The organism is Pseudomonas sp. NPDC078416 (genome assembly GCF_050268485.1).
In the GTDB taxonomy this organism is placed as follows: Bacteria; Pseudomonadota; Gammaproteobacteria; order Pseudomonadales; family Pseudomonadaceae; genus Aquipseudomonas.
This window is the reverse complement of record NZ_JBNNGV010000008.1, coordinates 114,251-134,096: the sequence shown is the minus strand read 5'-3', so window position 1 is coordinate 134,096 and position 19,846 is coordinate 114,251. Positions and strand designations below refer to the sequence as shown.

Genomic DNA, 19,846 nt, shown 5'->3' with positions numbered 1-19,846 from the left:
TCTCAAAAGGGACCGAGCCGCGCGTCGATGCCAGCCTGCTTGGCCAGCGCGATCACGTTTTCGACGCAATCTTGCTCAATGATGCAACCCACATAATCGGCGCCGCCTGTATCCACATGCAGAAAGCGCTTCCCGAACCCGGTCAGCCATTGATCGAAATCGATCAGCACTTGCGTCAGTGATGGCGTCTCTTCCAGCTTGTAGGCATAAACTTGGTCAATACCGCTGGCTTCAACCAGTTTCGGTGCCAGGTACTGGAAATCATCGAAGCCATGCACGTCCACGGCCATGAGAACCAGACTATTGAGTACCTGGCCTTTCTCAGCGTCCAACAGACCACTGACCAACGCGGTGGCCGGGTCTTCACCTAGGTTGTAATAGCGCGACACCCTTCTAACGAGACGTGCACTTTCCTTGTCAGGCAGCCGAGCCAGCAGGGCTTGGGTGAACGTTTTCAGTTGCGCACCGAATGGATAAAGCTCACGCATAATCGCGGCATCGCTCAACCGTGGTTCATCGGGTGGGGGTTGTGTGAAGCGATCGCCGAACAATCGACTGAACAAGCCCATCGCCGTTTATTCTCCTTGCTGGGGAAGCCTCTGGCGCGAAGCTTACCCCAGCGCTTCGATAACGGCGAATAGGGTCAGGGTGAATCTACCAGTCTACGTGTGGCAGCAATCGGCCAAAAGCAGTCGCTCACGGGAGGCGGCTCTCGACCCACAGCAGTAATCTCGCATTGATTTAAAGCAATGCCTCCTGCCCATCCTAAAATCGTGATGGCAGTTCATTTCCGGCCTGGGCATCCGAAAAGACCTCATCTGGACCTGCCTGACACCAATATCTGAAAAGTAGGCGAGGCTCGATATTTCCGAAATATTGATCCACGATGCTCTCGGGGCGCACGACCAATTTAGGTTCTGGCCATTGCTGGGCTAAAACACCTAATGGTTTGCCAGATGAATAAACAACCCAAGTGGCCTTGCCTCCACTGATACGAGGTAGGTAGTCCATATCTTGTATCACTTCGATCAAGGTGCGCAGTGTTGCTGATTGATCGAATGTGATCGATATTGCATGACTTTCCAGATCATCTCCCGCATGAACGCTATCTCGATCAACGGCAACTACCAACATGACTGCTCCTTTTAGTGGTGTGCTTTCACCAGATCGATCAGCGTAGAGACATCAGCGGCTAACTGTCGAGTGCGCTTCTAGCCGACACCTGCCGTACCAGGCTACCGCTTTCGGCAAGAAGTGGCCATTCTCCTCAAAATCGGCGGCATCTCGATCTACGCTAAACAAGGCAATAATGCCGTCGTACTTATTAAGCCGCGATCGGCAACAATTCATTTTTTTGCGCCAGCGATCTTGATAAACGCTCTAGCCATCGATGTTCTTCAGTGCCTGAACTAACTAAAAATCATGCTTTTCATCAAATAGTTTGCTCATAAAGCTTTCAGGGTTAGCAAAGTAACTTTTCATAATTAGGTAGTTTTCAGTTTCTGAATATTCCTTCTCTACCAATCCACTATTGGTAAACTCCCAAATTCTGGCGCCCGGGTAAGCAATTAAAATTGGTGAGTGAGTTGCAATTATGAACTGCGAATTTTGTTTTGCGAGTTCCGCTATACGTACCAGCAGAGATAATTGGCGTTGGGGAGATAGCGCAGATTCAGGCTCGTCTAGTAAATACAATCCGTTTCCTCCGAATCGATGTAAAATCAGATCCATAAAAGCCTCCCCATGAGACCTCGTATGAAGATCGTTTCCCCCGTATGAGTCCTTAATAGCTGGCCCGCCAGGTCCGCAATCCAACTTATTCATCTCTGTAATTACATTATAAAAACTTTCTGCGCGATAAAAATAGCCATCTCGAGGTCGCTTTGCTGTGCGTGACAAGCGCAATGCCTTGGACAGTAGGGATTTTTCATCGCTGGAAGAAAACTTGAAATTCTTACTGCCTCCCTCATGATTAAAGCCACATGAAACTGCAATAGCCTCTAAGAGGGTTGACTTACCGCTACCGTTTTCTCCAACGAAAAAATTTATCACGGCATGAAGCTCGATTTTGCTAATTGATTGAATTGAAGGCAAATAGAAGGGGAAATTATTCTCTTCTCTATAGTTCTCTAAGATTTCAATTCTCTTAATGTAAGGCATTAACTTCCTGGCTTTATTTATCTTATTTAATGGTTATAGCTATATGTGTGATACTTAGGGTAATTATAAATAGTCTTTCTGTAGTTTGGCTCTTTTTTATAAGCACTAGATATGTCCGACATAAAAATAAACCATTCTTGGCTCGCGCCGCAGTTGCGGCGCTGTTTCGGCCAAACTTCTAATTTGCAATTTATCGTCTATTGACGGCGTTTGCTCAACGGTCTCCGTATATTTTATTCAATTTCAGATTATGGTTCTTATTGCAGAGTTCGGCTTTAGCGATCCAATCATTGATGCTCCAGTTTTACGCTGCGTTCGGGGAAATTATCGAGTCAGGTGGGCACCAATGCGTTCGGCTAGCATGATAGTAGTAAGATTTGTCGCCACCGATGGGATATCCGGGATGATAGAGGCATCCACAACACGCAGTGCCGCGATACCTCGCACCGCGCCCCAATTGTTGACTACGGCGGCCTTGTCACCGTCCGCGCCCATCGGCACGCTCGACGTGGGGTGCTGATAGCCGGCGACATTGTTTACGATGTTTTGTCGCAAAGCCTTGCCTTCAAGTACGCTGCTACCCGGTGTCATTTCATGGTCAACCAAGTCAGCAAACGGTACACTGCGGCCAATCTTGCGAGACAGTTCTACAGCTTCGACCATGCGATCCAAGTCATTTTCCTGTTCAAAAAAGTTGTACCGAATGTTCGGCGCAACTCGGGGGTCACGGCTGGTCAAGCGTACGCTACCGTTGGATTTAGGTAATGTGACGGCGCATGCCAGCACTATCGCACCGCCGGTAGGGCTTGCCTTTGGGTCGATCAGGTGTGTACCGGAGATATGTAAGTCCAGATCGTCCGGTGCGGCGTGTTGCGAACGAGTCCAGGCGATGGCGCCGCCGGCTGGGGTCATAGCAATTGCGGAGGTCTTCAGCGCGTAGACGTTGAAGAAAAACGGATGTTCTTGCAACCGTTCACCTACCGGTAGATCAGCGACGGTGGCGATTCCCATCTCGCGAAGATGGCCTTGTGGGCCGATACCGGAGCGTAGCAGGATAGCGGGGCTGCCTATGGCACCGGCCGACAAGATTACTTCGCCGGCTGGAACTATCTCGCCGTCTACTAGCAATACACCTATGGCGCGTTCTCGTTCTATCAGGACGCGGTCGGCTTCAGCGTGGCCGCGGATAGTGAGGTTGGCGCGAGCCCGCACGTCTGCACTCAGGTAAGCCATGCCGGTATTGATTCGGGTGCCGTTGATGACATTCAACGGGTAGGGACCTACGCCGTGCTGGCGCGCGCCGTTGAAGTCATCCACGAGCGGCAGTCCAACTGACTCGGCAGCCGCCACGAAAGCACGCATTGAGATAGTATTCTGCGCAGCAGTGCGCTGACGCACTGGAAATGGGCCGGTACGGCCATGCCATGCATCTTCGCCAGTTGGCGTGTTTTCCATCGCTCGGTAGGCGGACAGCACTTCCGGCCACGCCCAACCTTCGATTCCGCGTCCGGCCCAGCGCGCAAAGTCGGCAGGACGCGCACGCATCGCCACAGCAGCATTGACCGCGGAGCTACCACCGATCACTCGGCCGCGTGGGATGGCTATGTCGTGACCTATCCGAGCTGAGTCGTCACTATGGTAATGCCAGTCGTATTCGGGAGAGGCGGCAACTAGGTCGGCGTTCGTCAGCACTGCTGGATACCGGTCGGGCGCAAAGTCGGGACCTGCGTCGAGCAGCAGCACACTGCGCAGCGGGTCGGCACTGAGACGTGCTGCAAGGACGGCACCGGCAGATCCACCACCGACGATCACCACGTCAAACTGCTTGCCAGTCCGAGGGGTCTCTTTAGTTTTACTGGAGCTGCGCGTTGCACTAGAGGCAAACGTAGCAGCGCCTGCCGTCATTGCAACCAGCACTGCCTGTGCTCCCAAAGCTATCGCGCCGCGTCGTGTGATTGTCAAAGTCATAGATTCCAGATCAGGTATCGTTAGTGCCGTCGAGGATGAGAGGCAAGAAACCATGGTAGGAACGCGTACCTGACCCAGCAAGACGGGGTTTCTGGAATCTGTGTCCGGTGGAATGGACGTCGAGAACTCCCCCTATCTTCGGCGCCTAACCGCTCGGTATTGCCGCCGTAGTTGCTGTATTCGGTAAAAAAATGTGCTGTATTCACGGAGAAGCCGCTGCAACGATTTGCCCAGCGTATTAAGGATGGCTTTACAGCTAGAGGATCTTGGGAAACTCCGAAGCCAAGTGATCCAAGAAAACACGTACTGACGGCAGTAATCCTTTGCGGGAAGGTACCAGTGCAGTGATCCTGGCATCGCCAGCTATCCATTCGGGCAGAACTCGATGAAGCTCACCACGCGCAACGGCCGCCCGCGCGATGTAACTCGGCAGGGCCACAATCCCAAGCCCGCTGATAGCTGCATGTTGCAGGCTGAGCATGTCCTCGCTTTGCAGCCGCGGCATGATGGGCACAGCAATTTCTTCGATCGATAAAGTGACATGGCGCAACCGCCAGTTCATGGGGGCATTAGCTCGCGCAAAGAAAATCGAGGCGTGGCTGCTTAGCTCCGCTGGCGTGGCCGGTGCGCCATGTTCGGCCAGATAGCTTGATCCGGCGAACAGAAACCAGGGAGCGACCCCGAGCATGCGCTGGACAAGATCGGAGTCCGGCAATGGAGCCTCATGCGCCCGGATGGCGACGTCGTAATTTTCGCCAACAATATCGATGGTTCGATCGGCTGCATGAGCGACCATATTGATCTTGGGATAGACACGAAGGAAGTCAGCGATCATGCCCGCCATGGCGAAATTCATGGTCGCGACTCCAGCGGTACACCGGATGGTCCCGACGGGCTCCAACAACCGCTGACGCACTGACATTTCTGCCATCTCCGCTTCTCGCAGCGCGGCCAGCGCGTGCTGGTAAAACTCTTCTCCTGCCTCGGTCATACCGAAGCGACGCGACGTTCGGCTGAGCAAACGCACACCTAATTCGCCCTCCAATTGTTGCATGCGGTGGCTAAGCGTTGACTTGGGCATACCGGTACTTGCGACTGCGGCAGTAAACCCACCGCGATCGACCACATTGACAAAAATAAACAGATCGTTCAGGTCCAGCCGATTCACGTATGGCCCAATCATAGGAACGCAATTTTTAATCTTGAAGAGTTCCAAGGGTACCGTCTAGAACTATGTGGTTATTTGGCAATGTTTCGCTGGGAAGGAGCGTCCAATGAGCGGGAAGTTGAATCTGGCCAAACCGGCTTGTTGGGGGGAGGCCCAATACCTAACATCCGGTGAATAGCCAAACCCCGGAGCAGAGAATGAAATCAATAAATGGCAAAGTCGTCCTCGTTACTGGTGCCTCATCGGGATTGGGGCGCGAGTTAGTGCATCAACTGCTGGAAAAAGGTGCGCTAGTCGCAGCCACCTTTCGCAAGCAAGAAGAAGTGGATTTCTATAACGGTAAACATGCTGCGCAGGGCATGGGCGTTTTGGTAGACGTGACAGACGATGTGGCGGTCAAAACGGGTGTGGCCCAGGTGCTGGATCACTTTGGACGTATCGACATTGTCGCCAACTGTGCGGGTGCTGGCACAGTGGGTGCAGTTGAAGAAATGACGGATCGAGAAGCGCGGCGTGTATTCGATCTGAATTTCTTTGGCGGCCTGAACATCATTCGCGCTGTAACCCCTGCGATGCGCAAGCAGCGCAGCGGGCACATCATTCAATTCTCCGCAATCGGTGGCTTCATTGGCTACCCGGGCATGGGCGTGTACTCGGCCGCTAAGGGCGCTACTGACATCCTGGGGGAAGCACTGGCAGGTGAACTTGCACCCTTTAACATCGCCACGACTGTGTTGACCATCGGTGTATTCGAGACCCAATTTGCGGGTCGCTCACTGGCTTACGTCGAGCAAAAAATCGATGACTATGAAGGCACACCCGTCGGTAAGTTCCGTGTAGCTATAGGTGGTCTGCAAGGTAAGCAGCCGAATGTTCCAGGAAAAGGGGCTTTGGCGATTATCAACCTGATGGAGGCGGATCATCCACCCGTACACGCGGCCTTGGGTGCCGATGCGATGGGCGGAATGCGTGCAAAAATGGCCAAAGTCGAGCAGGAACTTGTCCAGTGGCAGGGCAACGCAACCTCTACAGAACGCAGCATCAACGGAATCTGATCATGCGAATGACCAACAAAGTTGTACTGATTACCGGCGCATCGCGCGGGCTCGGATTATCCCTGGCACGTCGTTTTGCCAGAGAGGGGGCTTCCGTTGCGTTGACGTACAACACTGACGCTGCCGCAGCCGACCGAAACGTCGAGGCTCTCGTTGCTGAGGGCGCTCAAGCAATGGCCATCGGGGGAGACATCAGCGACCCGGACGCTGTCAAAGCCATATTCGCAGCAGTGCTGGCTCGATTTGGGCGCATCGATATTGTCGTGGCCAATGCCGGGCGGGAGCTTATCGACACACCGATCACGGAAATCGATAACGCGATGTTCGAGGCTGTCACCAAAACCAATGTGTTTGGCACCTTCTATACGCTTCGCGAAAGTGCGCGCCATGTTACCGATGGTGGACGCATCATCGTGATTTCGTCCACTACGACGATCGTACCGAACGCAGGCTTCACCGCGTATGCCGGAAGCAAAGCCGCCGGCCGGCTTTACGTTGAATGTCTCGCGCAGGAAATGGGCAAGCGTAACGTCACGGTGAACGGTGTGGTACCGGGGCCGCTACGTGACGCCGGTGTCATCGCAAACCTTCAGGAAAATGACTATCAGGCATTGGCACAGTTGTCGCCATTTGCGCGCTTGGGCTCTGTCGCCGATGTCGAAGGCGCCGTGCTTTTCCTGGCAAGTGACGATGCAGCTTGGATTTCCGGTCATCACCTGGTTGTCAACGGCGCCGCCAAAGTATAGGGCAGACCCACATGACCAGGCGGTGGGGCAGTCCTCATCGTTCGGCCACCGTTCGACGTCCGTTTTTTTGTTCTTTTCAAATTGATTACCCCCTTTAAAGCCACTTAAATCAAGGTCCCATCATGTCGCCTAAAAAGATTGCCGTCATTGTCGGCAGCCTGCGCAAAGAGTCGTTGAACCGCCTATTTGCTCAAGAAGTAATCGCGCTTGCGCCACCGAGCCTTTTATTAGAAATAGTCGAGATCAATGAACTGAATCTGTTTAACCAAGACTTGGAAGAAAACGGTAAGAGTGCCCCTGAAGCCTGGACTCGTTTTCGCCAAAATATGGCGTCGAAAGATGGAGTACTGTTTTTCACTCCCGAATACAACAGGTCAGTTCCTGGTGTATTGAAGAACGCCATTGATATTGGTTCTCGCCCTTACGGCGAGTCTGTGTGGGCAGGCAAACCCGCAGCTATCGTAAGCGTATCGCCCGGTGCCAGCGGCGGCTTCGGTGCTAACCATCATTTACGTCAGTCTATGGTATTTCTGGACATGCCACTTTTGCAGCAGCCGGAAGCGTATATCGGTGGGGCGACAAGGCTACTGGGGCCAGGCGGAAATTTGAATGACGACGGAACTACTCAGTTCTTGAAAAAATTCATTGACGCCTTTGCTGCATGGGTCGAAATCAATACCGCCAAGTCAACGGGTTTAATCTAGGGTGCTAGAAACTCTCTGCTTTGGCTGATCTAAGGCGTTGTATGAGTCGTCTCAGGTTTCACGTACGGCCTTAGTATCCGCTAATGGCCGACTCCGGCCCGTCCTGAAAGTAGGGGTCAACGTTCGTTGGGGTGGCGATTGGAAAGGGAATGGAAGATCGAAAGACGAGAGGTTTTTAGATCTTGTTCCAGCCTCGATGAGATCGCTCTGAGCAATCGCCGTTTCTCATCAAACCGGGGTCAGCCTGGACCGGTGCTCAGTCCCTATGCGTTCTAACACCGTGTTTGCCAACGTGAGCAACTGGCCGATAAAGAATGGCATCAGCGGAAGAATCATAGAAAGACTGGTAAAATGTGAATTCTTCACGGTTTCTTGTCTGACACATCCTCTCTATCATTTCGATAAGCTTATACTTGTCTGAATCAGCGGTTTTTATCCCGAATATAATACCGTCCAGATCATCAAAGGTATAACGAAGCTTTCTATCTTCTTCGTTAATATAGGAGTTAAACTGAGATTTTAAAATTAGCCTGTACTCTTGCTCATTCGACCAGTGCCTTGTTTTTACCGTAAGGCTTTTAAAATTGTCTCTGTGATAATTAGCATGCCATTGCACTTTATTCTCGAAAACATCTATTTTTCGCGAACTTACATTTCCGCTTTTGTCGGTATACCATTTATCTATAACTTCTTGAGCGCCATATCCAGCTAGGCTGCAAAAGAAATCAAGATCAGGGCTTTTTTCTGTATAGGAGACTTTACTGAAGTGAAATTTGGTTTGAGTCCACCACTTTATGCCCTGCTTTAATCCGGGCTTCATGAGCGAGATTCCAGGCTGCCCTTCATCATTGTTCACTTTAAATTTAAGACAAACACCCTGATGGTTATTGCCATACGTACCCCAGATTGCCGAGTTCTCACAATTCTCCATGAAACAGCTTACAAACCATTCAGAAGTTGTGAGTCTGATCCTTGAGGCCAAAAACTCTTCCGGAAAATCTATGCAAAGCCTTGTCCAATTTTTTGACTCGCCTATTTTCGACCTAGCATAACCTTTTACCAGATCATCACTTCTTAAAAATGCCAATGCAGAACTATCGAATTCAGCTTCTAACAGCTCATCACCTAGGCCTTCGAAATAGTTTAAAAGATTGGTTGAAACTGTCAGCAGCTCTTCATGCGATGCGCCATTTATACCGTAGCCTTTTTCAACAAGATTGTAGGACACTAATACTTCAGAAATAATATGCATTGCAAAGGACTGAATCGACCGCAGGTGCAGCATTAGCTCATTTTGATTCACTTCTCGCTCCTTAAATGCCAAAACTGCGATATGTCTCTTTACATTTGGGTAGTCAAAAAATCTTGATACAAGATCGGCAATCTCTTTGTAATTTTCAGGTGGCACTGCTTGAACTTCATAATTTGGATATATCGGAAAATCTAAAACTTCAAACTCACCAGTAAAGTACTGAGTATTTCGAATGAGTAAGCAATCCATGAAATGCTGGAAGAAATTCTCCCATACGACCGAATCCCCTTTCCATATGACCTCTCGGTGTCCTTCCAGTGGGTCGTTGAGCTTTTCCGGTGGCGAGAAATAGATATAGCACCCCTCCAGCTCGCTTTCTCTGTTACCGCCAAGCAGGCTACTGACAGGGCGAAACCTATAAAGATGATTGAGCACTACTGTCACTCCAGGTCTGTTTGAGCGTCCATTTGTCACAATGCCAGGCATCTACGCTTCGATCTGACCCGGCACTGCAAGTCACACCACCAAGGCTACGTCAGTTAAGGCCCGCTTCTGGCCGATTGCTGCCTTTCGCGAGAGGCAGCTATGGGTCGAAAGCGGTCAGCCACGACCGGCTGCTTTCGACCCGTAGCGGCCGCTCAGCGAGTGGCTAAAACCGGACACAAGCGGCCGCTCGCCACCAACATAAAGAGGGGCACCTCAAACAAAAAATGAACAACGCCCGGCAACAGTCAACGACACGCGCCGGGCGTTTCAACTCACAACACCTTCAGCACGATTTTGCCGACATGATCGCCCTGTTCCATTCGCTGGTGCGCTTGTGCTGCGTCGGCGAGAGGGAAAACACGGTCAATGATCGGCAGGCATTCGCCTTGACTGAGCAACGGCCAGACATTGGCGAGAACGGCGCGAGCAATCTCGGCTTTTTCCTCCGCGCTGCGCGAACGCATCATCGACCCTGTCACCGAGCCTTGCTTCTCCATCAGCGCCAGCAGATTGAAGTCCTTGACGGAGCTGCCGCCCAGAAAGCCGATAATGACCAGTCGACCGCGTCGTGCAAGTGACGCCACGTTGTTCTCGAAATAGCTCCCGCCCATGATGTCGAGAATCACGTCCACGCCTTTCTCGTGGGTTTGCCGGGCGATCTCCTGAGCGAAGTCCACCTCGCGGTAATTGATCGCTTCGCCACCCAGTGCGCGGATCCGGTCGCACTTTTCCTGGCTGCCAGCCGTTGCGAAAGCCTTGATCCCCAGGGCCTTGCACAGCATCAGCGCGGTCGTGCCGATGCCGCTGGTGCCACCATGGATCAATACGGTGCAGCCCTTTTGGGCACGGCCCAGCTCGAAAAGGTTGGCCCACACGGTAAAGAATGTTTCCGGAATGGCCGCGGCCTGAATCATGTCGACGCCGTCAGGGACCGGTAATGATTGGGTGGCCGCCACAACGCAGTATTCGGCGTAACCACCGCCATTGGTCAGGGCACATACCTTGTCGCCCACCTTGAAATCGACCACCTTTGCGCCAACCCCAACCACCTCACCGGCCACTTCCAGCCCGGGCACAGGGGTCATGCCCGGTTTCATCGGGTATTTGCCCGAACGCTGTATGACATCGGGACGGTTGATGCCGGCGGCGTGAACCCGGATCAGCAACTCGTGATCACCCGGCGTTGGCACATCGGCCTGCATTATCTTTAATACCTCGGGGCCACCGGGTTCGGTGATCTCGATGTAGTTCATACGGTTTGGCACATTCATGGGACACCTTTTGTTGACTAGGCTAATTGTTGAGAGAGCTAAAGACTCTGAAAGCTGAACGTCGAAGACATTCAGCCTTATTAGCGGCCCATCGAATCAACCCTCGACGGTAAACCTCAGTCCGGCTTTTTCAGTCAGGCGCTTGAGCAACGCCTCATTCAACGCCGCCGCGGGCGTCCAGCAACCGCCCGGGGTCTCCTCACGTGTCACATCGAACGCCAACGCCATCGCTGACTCGGCCAACATCTTGGATGTCGACAGGTAGCCCGGATCCTCATCGCAACTCACGGATGCCTTGAGCACCTGACCGTCCGCCAGTTCAGCGATGAACAGCACATCATAAAAGCCTGCCTCAAGCTCCTTCTGTGTCGGCCCTTGCCCCGGTTGCGGATGACCGCCCTCATTAAAGGAGAAGCCCGCCAGGCCAGGCTCATCGTCTTCGCTCGGTTGTGCATCGAGCATCAGCATTTCGTCGTACTGAAACGACGTGCCCCACAGGTGCCCTTCCAGCAAGTTGGTGCGATGCACCGCCTTGGAATTGATGCCCGACATGATGAAAGGCCCGACCCAGGTCTGGGCCAGTTCATCCCGGTAGGGGGTCTGATCATCAGGCTGCTCGACACCTTTGAATCCCGGTGTGTAGGCAAACGGATCGGCCACCAGTGCGCCAAGCGCAGGATCCTGCGCCGCCGCTGCAACCACTGCGTCGACACTCAAGAACGTGCCACCGGACAGCACGCCTTGCATGTTGCGCACACGGCCCCTGATCCGAGGCGCGTAGCGAGCGAACTTCTTCATGACCTGCTGCTGGGTGAACCATACGCCGAGGTCGAACGGCACCGAATCGAAACCACAGGAGAACACCAAGCGCGCGCCCGATGCCTGGGCTTGGGCCTGATGGCTGCCGATCATCCGGGCAATCCAGGGGATCTCCCCCGAGAGGTCCACGTAGTCCGTCCCCAACTCGGCGCAGGCTGCTACCAGGTCGGAGCCATAGACCGAAAACGGTCCTGCGGTGGTAATCACGACCCGGGTCGCGGCAACCATGTCGCGCACGGAGGCCCGGTCCTGGGCATCGGCCACGATCAGCGGCAGCGCTGCGGCGTTTGCCCAACTGTCCCGAATGGCTTCCAACTTGCTCAAGCTGCGACCGGCAATGGCCCACTTAACAGGGCCATCGACGCCGTATTGAGCGAAGAGGTATTCAGCGACCAGCCGACCGGTGTAACCCGTCGCGCCGAAAATGATCACATCGAATGTTTGTTTACTCATGGAAAAGATGATTCCTGAAAGCGCCGGGAAGCGAAGGGGACACTCTAGCCATCCTGCCTACAAATGATTAGATGGTATGGTTGGAATAGACCTATAACCGCAGAGCATCAATCGTGCGCGACAACGTCACCGACCTCCTGGCACTCCTGCGGGTCGCCCGTGAAGGCAGTTTTACCAAAGCAGCGGCGCAGCTTGGCGTCTCCCAGCCGGCGCTGAGCCGCACCATCACCAAACTGGAATCGCGCCTGGGTGTGCAATTGCTGACCCGCAGTACCCGCAGCGTCGCGCCGACCGAAGCCGGCGCGCGCCTGATCGACAGCATCGGGCCGCATTTTGACGGGATCGAGTCAGGGCTCAACGAGCTGTGCGAACTCAGCGGCACACCGGCGGGTAACCTGCGCATCACCTCCATGGAGCACGCAACCCATCTAGTCCTTGCCCCGGCTGCGCTGCAATTGATGAGCGACTATCCTGGCATCAAGGTCGAAATCAACGACAGCTACGCATTGGTGGACATCGTTGCAGAGCGCTTCGATGCCGGTATCCGCCTGGGGGCGCAGCTGGCTCAGGACATGATCAGCATGCCCATCGGCCGGGACTTTCGCCTGGCATTGGTGGCCGCCCCCGCCTATCTGGAACACCGTGCTAGCCCCCTGACGCCACAGGATCTGACCGAGCACGCCTGCATCAACCTGCGCCAGCCCACCTCGGGCGGATTGTGGGCTTGGCCATTCGCAAAAAACGGGAGAGAAATCAAAGTACGCGCCGACGGGCATCTGGTGAGTAACAACATCTGGCTCATGCGTGATTTTGTCAGGGCGGGTGCCGGACTGGGCTACTTCCCGGAGCATCTGGTCGAGCAGGATCTGGCACAAGGTCGCCTGGTGCGGCTAATGGAGGACTGGACTGGCACCGTCACCGGGTATCACCTCTACTACCCAAGCCGGCGCCAGCACAAACCGGCTTTTCGTCTGCTTCTGGATGCTTTGCGTGATCAGTCAGGGCGCTGAGTGTCTTCTTTTGGCCGATAGCGGACGCTCGTGGCAGGCTGCTATCGACCTCCAGAGCCTACTAACGCTCTAGCCTTATTGGGACTCAGGTGGCTTCGTCTTCATCATGAAATCACAAGGCTGACAGGACATAGGCTGCCGGAACACTGGCGTCAGTGATGCGAATAATCCACCGGGAAAGCAGGTAACGAGAACATGTGATGGAAGTGTCAAACGTTAAGCTCGCCCGGGTAACGCGCACCGATCTAGACGAGCTTCTACACGCGAATCGGGAAAGCCGGGACTACCACGGCCGCTGGGTACAGCCATTCACAACCGCTTCAGGGTTCGAGGAGTGGTACTCAGCCCAAACCACAGGCGCCAGCGTTGGGCTCGTGGCTCGCGATAGAGAATCGGGGCAGATCGTTGGAGTGACCAACCTAAGCCAGATTTTCTATAAAGGATTTCAGAACGCGTATCTGAGCTACTGGGGCATGGTCTCGTTTGCCGGGACGGGAAGGATGTCCCAGGCGGTGGAACTGACGACGAGGTATGCCTTTGAAGAGCTAGGTCTTCACCGTCTTGAGGCCAACATCCAACCTGAAAATGTGCGTTCAATCGCGCTGGTCAAGCGTCTCGGATTTCGGAAAGAGGGGTTCTCCCCGAAATACCTGCAGATCGCCGGGGTCTGGTGCGATCACGAGCGCTGGGCACTCCTGGCCGATGAGCGTTAATCAGCGAGCAATGCCGTCTTGCAACCAAGCTGACCTGATCTGCCTCAGCCCTTCCCCTTCAACTCCGTCAGCTTCTGCATCACCCCCGCCGCCGTCTGCTCGCCCATCAACTGCTCCCGCACTTTGCCCTTGTCGTCGATGATGTAGGTCACCGGCAGGGCTTCGCTTTTCGGCAGGTCGTAGTGATCGGCGGGGTCCTGGGCCAGCACGGTGAAGGTGATGCCCAGCGCCTTGCTGGCGCTCTTCAGGTCTTCGCCCTGGAGGTTGTCGAAATTGACGCCGAACACGCTGACGTTCTGCCCTTTGACTTGCTCGGACAACTTGTTCAGTTCGGGGATTTCGGTCCGGCATGGGCCGCACCATTCGGCCCAGTAATTGACCACCAGCCAGTGCTTGTCGACGCGGCTGCTGGCGACTTTCTCGCCATTCTGGTCCGTGCCCAGGTCCACACCGCACCCGCTGAGCAACAGACTTCCAATCAGTGCTGCCGCCGCTGCCAATCGCCTTGCCATGATGCTGTTTCCTTGTGAATGCTCTTTCTTTCTAGAGAGACGCGACGCCGGCTGCGCATCGCTCACCGCGTGTTACCGGTCGTTACCGTGACGCGGGTAGAATAGCCGCCACCTCAGGCAAGATGCGACCCGCAAATGACCGATCTCACGCTTTATCACAACCCGCGTTGCACCAAATCCCGTGGCGCTCTGGAATTGCTTGAAGCCCGCGGCCTGACGCCGACCATCATTCATTACCTCGAGACCCCGCCGGACGCCGCACAACTGCGCGACCTGCTGGGCAAGTTGAACATCGGCGCCCGCGGGCTGCTGCGCAAAGGTGAGGACGAGTACAAAACCCTGAACCTCGCTGACACCAGCCTGAGCGACGAACAACTGATCGCCGCCATGGCGGCCCATCCCAAGTTGATCGAACGCCCGATTCTCGTCGTCGGCGACAAGGCCGTGATTGGCCGTCCGCCGGAAAACATCCTGGAGATCCTGCCATGAGCGCGCCGTACATTCTGGTTCTGTTTTACAGCCGTAACGGCGCAACCGCGGAGATGGCGCGGCAGATCGCCCGTGGTGTGGAGATGACCGGCATGGAAGCGCGCCTGCGCACGGTGCCGGCGGTGTCTACCGACTGCGAAGCCGTGGCGCCGAGCATTCCGGACGCCGGCGCCTTGTACGCCACTCTGGACGATCTGAAAAACTGCGCGGGCCTGGCCCTCGGTAGCCCGACCCGCTTCGGCAACATGGCGGCGCCGTTGAAGTACTTCCTCGACGGCACCAGCAACCTGTGGCTGACCGGCGCACTGGTGGGCAAACCGGCCAGCGTGTTCACCTCCACCGCCAGCCTGCACGGCGGCCAGGAAACCACGTTGTTGTCGATGCTGCTGCCCCTGCTGCACCACGGCATGCTCATCAGCGGCCTGCCCTACAGCGAAGCGGCGTTGATCGAAACCCGTGGCGGCGGCACGCCGTATGGCGCCAGTCATCACGCCGGCGCCGACGGCAAACGCGCGCTGGATGAGCACGAAACGGCGTTGTGTCGCGCGCTGGGTCAGCGGCTGGCGAAAACCGCTCTGTTGCTTGATCCGTCCAAGGGTTAATAGCCCAAGGCGTTGCTCGCGCGCGATTGGCTGGAACCCCTTGCTCAAACCGGGTCAAACACAGGGCGCTGTAGGAGCGCGCCTGGTCTGGGCCGCGTCCGGACGATTGCGGTGAATCAGTCAATAAATATGTTTCAGACAGATCGCATTCGCGGGCAAGCGCGCTCCTACAGGGTCTGCCGTAAACAGTGAGAAATGCGCTACGCCAGCAATCGCGCACATGAATTTTGTTTTGGAGAGGGCATGCAAGACTACAAATGGCTCCATGAATACTGTCTCAACCGCTTTGGTTCCGTCGCCGCCCTCGAGGCGCATCTGCCGACCCCCGCCACGCCGAAAAAACTAAAAGCCCTCAGCGACGACCGTTACCTGTCGACCATGGCGTTGCGGGTGTTTCGTGCCGGACTCAAGCACAGCCTGGTGGACGCCAAATGGCCGGCCTTCGAGCAGGCCTTCTTCGGCTTCGATCCGGAAAAGGTCACGCTGATGGGCGGCGATCACCTTGAACGCCTGATGCAGGACGCGCGGATCATCCGCCACCTGGGCAAGCTCAAGAGCGTGCCGCGCAACGCGCAGTTGATCCTCGACATCGCCCACGAACACGGCAGCTTCGGCAACTTCATCGCTGAATGGCCGGTGACCGATATCGTCGGGTTGTGGCGTTACCTGTTCAAGCACGGCAATCAGATGGGCGGGTTGTCGTCGCCGCGCTTTTTGCGGATGGTCGGCAAGGACACCTTCATTCCCAGCAATGACGTGGTCGCTGCGCTCAATGCGCAGAAGATCGTCGACCGCGTGCCCAGCAGTCAGCGGGATCAGGCGGCGGTGCAAGCGGCGTTCAATCAGTGGCATGCGGACAGCGGGCGGCCGATGTGTCAGCTGTCGATGATGTTGTCGTACACCGCCAACCATTGATCGTTTTGCCGGTGGAGTGAAAAGACACAGCGCGTAACAAATCGGAGGTCGTATACAATATTCGCCATCCCCTTTGCTGAGTCATTCGCGTGCCTTTCCTTCTTCCTGACGCCCCGAACCTCGGCGTCGCGCCCTCCGCGTCCGAGGTGATTTCCAAATACCTGCGCGAGTCGATCATCTCCGGCCAGTTCGCCGAGGACGAGCCGATTCGTCAGGACGACATCGCCCGCGTGTTCAACGTCAGCAAGATCCCCGTGCGTGAAGCGCTCAAGCGTCTGGAGGCCGAAGGGCTAGTGCAGTTCCAGCGCAACAAGGGTGCCGTGGTCACGCGGATTTCCGAGCCGGAACTGGCGCAGATCTTTGAAGTGCGGGTGCTTCTGGAAGTGCAAGCCATCCGCCTCGCCGTGCCGCGCATGACCGCCGCTCAGTTGGATCGGGCCCGGGCCATCTGTGACGAATTCATGCGCGACGACGACATCGGACGCTGGGCCGAGCTGAACTGGGCGTTTCACACCTGCCTGTATGAAGCGGCGCAGCGGCCGTTTCTGCTGAACATGATTCGCTCGATCCACGACAAGGTCGAACGCTACCTGCGCGTGCAGATGAGTTTCGACGAAGGCAAAGAGCGCGCTGACCTGGAACACCGCGAGATCCTCAAGGCCTGTGCCGATCGTGACGTGGACAAAGCCGCCGAACTGATCGAGCACCACATCATCGGCGTCTGCCGAACCCTCTACGCCCACCTGCCCCATGCGGTTCTCAGCGAGATCTGATCGACCGGCGACTGTGCCGATTTCGTCATTGACGAGGACGAAATCGGTCAAGACCTTAGGCGTCGTTCGCGGCACTCTTGCCTCAATAATGAAGTGGCTCCGCGCCGCGATCTGTAGGGCCGGCTTTAGCCGGGAAGAGGCCAGCGTTGACACCGCAAAACTTGCAGCGTGGCGACCGACGCCTTCCCGGCTAAAGCCGGTCCCACTAGGGACCGTGGTAGCCAGTTACGTCGAGGTGTACGCGGTCCAATAGTGGGACCGGCTTTAGCCGGGAAGAGGCCAGTGTGAACACCATAAATTTTGCAGCGTGGCTACCGACGCTTTCCCGGCTGAAGCCGGTCCTACCAGGGATCGTCGTAGCCAGCTCCATCGGGTGTAGGCGGTCCCACTAGCAATCGACGTAGCCAGTTCCAGACTCAGTCCGACAGGGGAATACATGAAACGCATCCAGATCCTCGATTCTCACACCGGCGGCGAGCCGACTCGGCTGGTGCTCGACGGGTTTCCCGATCTTGGGCGGGGCAGCATGGCGGAGCGGCGTCAGTTGCTGGCCGAGCAGTTCGATGACTGGCGTGCCGCCACCGTGCTCGAACCTCGCGGCAGCGATGTGTTGGTCGGCGCGCTGTTGTGCGAGCCGGTGGATCCCGAGGCGTGCGCCGGGGTGATCTTTTTCAACAACAGCGGCTACCTGGGCATGTGCGGCCACGGCACCATCGGGCTGGTGGTATCGCTGGCGCATCTGGGCAAGATAGGCCCCGGCGTGCACCGCATCGAAACCCCGGTCGGCACGGTTCAAGCCACGCTGCATGAGGACCGCTCGGTCAGCGTCGACAACGTGCCCTCCTACCGCTACCGCAAGGATTTCGTCGTCGAGGTGCCGGAACTGGGAAGCGTGACCGGCGACATCGCTTGGGGCGGCAACTGGTTTTTCCTGATCGCCGACCACGGCCTGAGCGTCGCCGCCGACAACCTCGACGCCCTCACCGATTACACCTGGAAGGTCCGTCAGGCGCTGGAAAGCCAAGGCATTCGCGGCGAAGACGGCGGCGTCATCGACCACATCGAACTGTTCGCCGACGACGATCACGCCGACAGCCGCAACTTCGTGCTCTGCCCCGGCAAAGCCTACGACCGCTCGCCCTGCGGCACCGGCACCAGCGCCAAACTGGCGTGCCTGGCGGCGGACGGCAAACTTCAACCCGGCACGCTGTGGCAGCAGGCCAGCGTGATTGGCAGTCAGTTCGAAGGCAGTTTCGTCTGGGAGCACGGCGAGCGGCAGACGGGCGACCGCATCGTGCCGACCATTCGTGGCCGCGCCTACATCAGCGCCGAAGCCACCTTGCTGCTGGACGACGAAGACCCGTTCGCCTGGGGCATTCGCTCATGACCGACGCCGCCACCCTGCAAGGCCATGCCGCCGACGTGATCGTCATTGGCGGCGGCATCGTCGGCGCGGCGTGTGCGGATGAGCTGGCGTCTCAGGGTTTGCATGTGCTGGTGCTGGATGGTCAGCGCCCCGCCGCGACCGCTGCGGGCATGGGCCATCTGGTGGTGCTGGACCACAGCGCTGCCGAGTTGGCGCTCGGGGAATATTCGGTCAGGGCCTGGCGCGAGCTGGCCCCACAGATGCCGGACGACTGCGCGATGCGCACCAACGGCACGATGTGGCTGGCCTGCAATGAAGAAGAAATGGAAGAAGCCGAGCGCAAGCATGCGGCGCTGCGCGAATACGGACTGGCGTGCGAGTTGCTGTCCGGCGCCGAACTGGCAACGGCCGAGCCGTCATTGCGATCCGGCCTGCTCGGCGCATTGAAGGTCAGCGGCGACGGCATTCTGTACGCGCCCAATGCCGCGCGCTGGCTGTTGCAGCGTCAGTCTTCACGGGTGGTTCAGCGTCAGGCCGAAGTCGTGGAAATCCAGGGCAACCGTGTTCGGCTGGCGAGTGGTGAATGGCTGCAAGCCCCGACCGTCGTGCTGGCCAGCGGCATCTACGCCCGCGAGCTGTGCGCCGACCTGCCCTTGCAAGCAAAGAAAGGCCATCTGCTGATCACCGACCGCTACCCCGCGCAGATCACCCACACGCTGGTCGAATTGGGCTACGTCACCAGCGCCCACAAGGGCAACGGCCCGTCGGTGGCGTTTAATGTGCAGCAGCGTCCGACCGGCCAGCTGTTCATCGGCTCATCGCGGCAGTTCGACAACCACAACCCGGAGGTCGACGCCGCCATGCTCGGGCGGATGCTGCGTCGGGCGATGGATTTTCTCCCAGGCCTGAGCGACATGACTGGCCTTCGCAGCTGGACCGGCTTTCGTTCCGCCAGCCCCGACGGTCAGCCGCTGATCGGCGAGCACCCGCACCAACCCGGCCTGTGGCTGGCGGTCGGGCACGAAGGCCTCGGCGTCACCACGGCAACCGGCACCGCCCGCTTGCTCGCCGCGCAAATGCTGCGCACCCCGCCGCCCCTCGACGTTGAACCGTATCTGCCGCAACGCTTTATCGGAGCCCGCGCCCATGCCTGAATTGAGCATCGACGGTCAGCCCTTTCGCTTCGCCCAGGGCACCACGGTGGCCGCCGCGCTGATGTCGAGCGGCGATCGCTGCAGCCGCACCTCAGTCAGCGGCCAGCGTCGCGCGCCCTTGTGCGGCATGGGCATTTGCCAGGAATGCCGGGTGAGCATCGACGGCCTGCGCCGATTGGCCTGCCAGACGATCTGCCGCGACGGCATGCGCGTCGAGACTCAGCCATGAC

At 56.7% G+C, this 19,846-nt stretch carries 21 protein-coding genes; 12 read left to right on the top strand and 9 right to left on the bottom strand.

The annotated features are described in order from the left end of the window. Window positions 1–2: 2 nt before the first annotated feature. The 5 genes from ACQKEN_RS10835 to ACQKEN_RS10815 form a co-directional block, all read right to left on the bottom strand. Window positions 3–569, bottom strand: coding sequence for a DUF6630 family protein (locus tag ACQKEN_RS10835; protein WP_427685451.1), 567 nt, complete (start codon window positions 567–569; stop codon window positions 3–5). Window positions 570–765: 196 nt separating this feature from the next. Beyond that, window positions 766–1,134 carry a hypothetical protein gene (locus tag ACQKEN_RS10830; RefSeq protein ID WP_427685450.1) on the bottom strand — a complete coding sequence of 123 codons (369 nt, stop codon included), beginning with the start codon at window positions 1,132–1,134 and terminating at the stop codon, window positions 766–768. Between the two features lie 279 nt (window positions 1,135–1,413). Beyond that, a complete protein-coding gene (locus tag ACQKEN_RS10825) occupies window positions 1,414–2,160 on the bottom strand; it encodes an AAA family ATPase (protein WP_427685449.1) in 747 nt (248 codons plus the stop codon). A 324-nt stretch (window positions 2,161–2,484) separates the two neighbouring features. Then, on the bottom strand, window positions 2,485–4,077 hold the full coding sequence (locus ACQKEN_RS10820) for a GMC family oxidoreductase (protein ID WP_427685448.1): 1,593 nt from the start codon (window positions 4,075–4,077) through the stop codon (window positions 2,485–2,487). Between the two features lie 307 nt (window positions 4,078–4,384). Continuing rightward, entirely contained in the window at window positions 4,385–5,344 is a 960-nt protein-coding gene (locus ACQKEN_RS10815) for a LysR substrate-binding domain-containing protein (RefSeq protein ID WP_427685447.1), read from the bottom strand. A gap of 149 nt (window positions 5,345–5,493) precedes the next feature. Here ACQKEN_RS10815 and ACQKEN_RS10810 point away from each other — a divergent pair, with 149 nt between their 5' ends. From ACQKEN_RS10810 to ACQKEN_RS10800, 3 genes are all read left to right on the top strand, one after another. Beyond that, window positions 5,494–6,351, top strand: a complete 858-nt coding sequence (locus ACQKEN_RS10810) for an SDR family NAD(P)-dependent oxidoreductase (protein ID WP_056861411.1) — start codon at window positions 5,494–5,496, stop codon at window positions 6,349–6,351. A 2-nt stretch (window positions 6,352–6,353) separates the two neighbouring features. Continuing rightward, the gene (locus tag ACQKEN_RS10805) at window positions 6,354–7,097 is read left to right on the top strand and encodes an SDR family NAD(P)-dependent oxidoreductase (RefSeq protein ID WP_056861412.1); all 744 of its coding nucleotides are present in this window, start codon (window positions 6,354–6,356) and stop codon (window positions 7,095–7,097) included. 122 nt (window positions 7,098–7,219) lie between these two features. After that, window positions 7,220–7,801, top strand: coding sequence for an NADPH-dependent FMN reductase (locus tag ACQKEN_RS10800; RefSeq protein ID WP_065883890.1), 582 nt, complete (start codon window positions 7,220–7,222; stop codon window positions 7,799–7,801). Between the two features lie 256 nt (window positions 7,802–8,057). Here ACQKEN_RS10800 and ACQKEN_RS10795 read toward each other — a convergent pair whose 3' ends face one another. From ACQKEN_RS10795 to ACQKEN_RS10785, 3 genes are all read right to left on the bottom strand, one after another. Beyond that, window positions 8,058–9,488: a DUF2971 domain-containing protein gene (locus ACQKEN_RS10795; protein WP_427685446.1), complete on the bottom strand. Its 1,431-nt coding sequence runs from the start codon at window positions 9,486–9,488 to the stop codon at window positions 8,058–8,060. Between the two features lie 323 nt (window positions 9,489–9,811). After that, the gene (locus tag ACQKEN_RS10790) at window positions 9,812–10,810 is read right to left on the bottom strand and encodes an NAD(P)H-quinone oxidoreductase (protein ID WP_427685445.1); all 999 of its coding nucleotides are present in this window, start codon (window positions 10,808–10,810) and stop codon (window positions 9,812–9,814) included. A gap of 96 nt (window positions 10,811–10,906) precedes the next feature. After that, on the bottom strand, window positions 10,907–12,082 hold the full coding sequence (locus ACQKEN_RS10785; RefSeq protein ID WP_427685444.1) for a saccharopine dehydrogenase family protein: 1,176 nt from the start codon (window positions 12,080–12,082) through the stop codon (window positions 10,907–10,909). Window positions 12,083–12,192: 110 nt separating this feature from the next. Between ACQKEN_RS10785 and ACQKEN_RS10780 the strand changes: the two genes are divergently transcribed. Next, on the top strand, window positions 12,193–13,092 hold the full coding sequence (locus ACQKEN_RS10780; RefSeq protein ID WP_427685469.1) for a LysR family transcriptional regulator: 900 nt from the start codon (window positions 12,193–12,195) through the stop codon (window positions 13,090–13,092). Window positions 13,093–13,292: 200 nt separating this feature from the next. Beyond that, window positions 13,293–13,805 (top strand): GNAT family N-acetyltransferase, encoded by a 513-nt coding sequence (locus ACQKEN_RS10775; RefSeq protein ID WP_427685443.1) that lies wholly within the window; start codon window positions 13,293–13,295, stop codon window positions 13,803–13,805. A gap of 44 nt (window positions 13,806–13,849) precedes the next feature. Here the strand turns inward: ACQKEN_RS10775 and ACQKEN_RS10770 are convergent, their stop codons facing one another. After that, on the bottom strand, window positions 13,850–14,317 hold the full coding sequence (locus ACQKEN_RS10770; protein WP_427685442.1) for a TlpA family protein disulfide reductase: 468 nt from the start codon (window positions 14,315–14,317) through the stop codon (window positions 13,850–13,852). Window positions 14,318–14,452: 135 nt separating this feature from the next. On the opposite strand from ACQKEN_RS10770, the gene arsC reads away from it, so the two are divergent. The 7 genes from arsC to ACQKEN_RS10735 all read left to right on the top strand — a co-directional run bounded on the left by arsC (window position 14,453) and on the right by ACQKEN_RS10735 (window position 19,845). Continuing rightward, on the top strand, window positions 14,453–14,806 hold the full coding sequence (gene arsC, locus ACQKEN_RS10765) for an arsenate reductase (glutaredoxin) (protein WP_427685441.1): 354 nt from the start codon (window positions 14,453–14,455) through the stop codon (window positions 14,804–14,806). Continuing rightward, window positions 14,803–15,408: an NAD(P)H:quinone oxidoreductase gene (gene wrbA, locus ACQKEN_RS10760; RefSeq protein ID WP_074892325.1), complete on the top strand. Its 606-nt coding sequence runs from the start codon at window positions 14,803–14,805 to the stop codon at window positions 15,406–15,408. The genes arsC and wrbA overlap by 4 nt, the downstream gene beginning before the upstream one ends. 243 nt (window positions 15,409–15,651) lie before the next feature. After that, entirely contained in the window at window positions 15,652–16,323 is a 672-nt protein-coding gene (locus tag ACQKEN_RS10755) for a DNA-3-methyladenine glycosylase I (protein ID WP_065992830.1), read from the top strand. A gap of 89 nt (window positions 16,324–16,412) precedes the next feature. Beyond that, window positions 16,413–17,096: a GntR family transcriptional regulator gene (locus tag ACQKEN_RS10750; protein ID WP_122622244.1), complete on the top strand. Its 684-nt coding sequence runs from the start codon at window positions 16,413–16,415 to the stop codon at window positions 17,094–17,096. A gap of 436 nt (window positions 17,097–17,532) precedes the next feature. Then, entirely contained in the window at window positions 17,533–18,483 is a 951-nt protein-coding gene (locus tag ACQKEN_RS10745) for a 4-hydroxyproline epimerase (RefSeq protein ID WP_427685440.1), read from the top strand. Continuing rightward, window positions 18,480–19,616: an NAD(P)/FAD-dependent oxidoreductase gene (locus ACQKEN_RS10740; RefSeq protein WP_427685439.1), complete on the top strand. Its 1,137-nt coding sequence runs from the start codon at window positions 18,480–18,482 to the stop codon at window positions 19,614–19,616. The genes ACQKEN_RS10745 and ACQKEN_RS10740 overlap by 4 nt, the downstream gene beginning before the upstream one ends. Then, entirely contained in the window at window positions 19,609–19,845 is a 237-nt protein-coding gene (locus ACQKEN_RS10735; RefSeq protein WP_065992824.1) for a (2Fe-2S)-binding protein, read from the top strand. Before ACQKEN_RS10740 ends, ACQKEN_RS10735 begins: the two co-directional genes overlap by 8 nt. The last annotated feature ends 1 nt before the right edge of the window (window position 19,846 follow it).

What these genes read in the sequence shown, in the direction of transcription:
- ACQKEN_RS10835 (WP_427685451.1), bottom strand. Translation starts at nt 569, where the DNA reads ATGGGCTTGTTCAGTCGATTGTTCGGCGATCGCTTCACACAACCCCCA.
- ACQKEN_RS10830 (WP_427685450.1), bottom strand. Translation starts at nt 1,134, where the DNA reads ATGTTGGTAGTTGCCGTTGATCGAGATAGCGTTCATGCGGGAGATGAT.
- ACQKEN_RS10825 (WP_427685449.1), bottom strand. Translation starts at nt 2,160, where the DNA reads ATGCCTTACATTAAGAGAATTGAAATCTTAGAGAACTATAGAGAAGAG.
- ACQKEN_RS10810 (WP_056861411.1), top strand. Translation starts at nt 5,494, where the DNA reads ATGAAATCAATAAATGGCAAAGTCGTCCTCGTTACTGGTGCCTCATCG.
- ACQKEN_RS10805 (WP_056861412.1), top strand. Translation starts at nt 6,354, where the DNA reads ATGCGAATGACCAACAAAGTTGTACTGATTACCGGCGCATCGCGCGGG.
- ACQKEN_RS10800 (WP_065883890.1), top strand. Translation starts at nt 7,220, where the DNA reads ATGTCGCCTAAAAAGATTGCCGTCATTGTCGGCAGCCTGCGCAAAGAG.
- ACQKEN_RS10790 (WP_427685445.1), bottom strand. Translation starts at nt 10,810, where the DNA reads ATGAATGTGCCAAACCGTATGAACTACATCGAGATCACCGAACCCGGT.
- ACQKEN_RS10785 (WP_427685444.1), bottom strand. Translation starts at nt 12,082, where the DNA reads ATGAGTAAACAAACATTCGATGTGATCATTTTCGGCGCGACGGGTTAC.
- ACQKEN_RS10775 (WP_427685443.1), top strand. Translation starts at nt 13,293, where the DNA reads ATGGAAGTGTCAAACGTTAAGCTCGCCCGGGTAACGCGCACCGATCTA.
- ACQKEN_RS10770 (WP_427685442.1), bottom strand. Translation starts at nt 14,317, where the DNA reads ATGGCAAGGCGATTGGCAGCGGCGGCAGCACTGATTGGAAGTCTGTTG.
- arsC (WP_427685441.1), top strand. Translation starts at nt 14,453, where the DNA reads ATGACCGATCTCACGCTTTATCACAACCCGCGTTGCACCAAATCCCGT.
- wrbA (WP_074892325.1), top strand. Translation starts at nt 14,803, where the DNA reads ATGAGCGCGCCGTACATTCTGGTTCTGTTTTACAGCCGTAACGGCGCA.
- ACQKEN_RS10755 (WP_065992830.1), top strand. Translation starts at nt 15,652, where the DNA reads ATGCAAGACTACAAATGGCTCCATGAATACTGTCTCAACCGCTTTGGT.
- ACQKEN_RS10745 (WP_427685440.1), top strand. Translation starts at nt 17,533, where the DNA reads ATGAAACGCATCCAGATCCTCGATTCTCACACCGGCGGCGAGCCGACT.
- ACQKEN_RS10740 (WP_427685439.1), top strand. Translation starts at nt 18,480, where the DNA reads ATGACCGACGCCGCCACCCTGCAAGGCCATGCCGCCGACGTGATCGTC.
- ACQKEN_RS10735 (WP_065992824.1), top strand. Translation starts at nt 19,609, where the DNA reads ATGCCTGAATTGAGCATCGACGGTCAGCCCTTTCGCTTCGCCCAGGGC.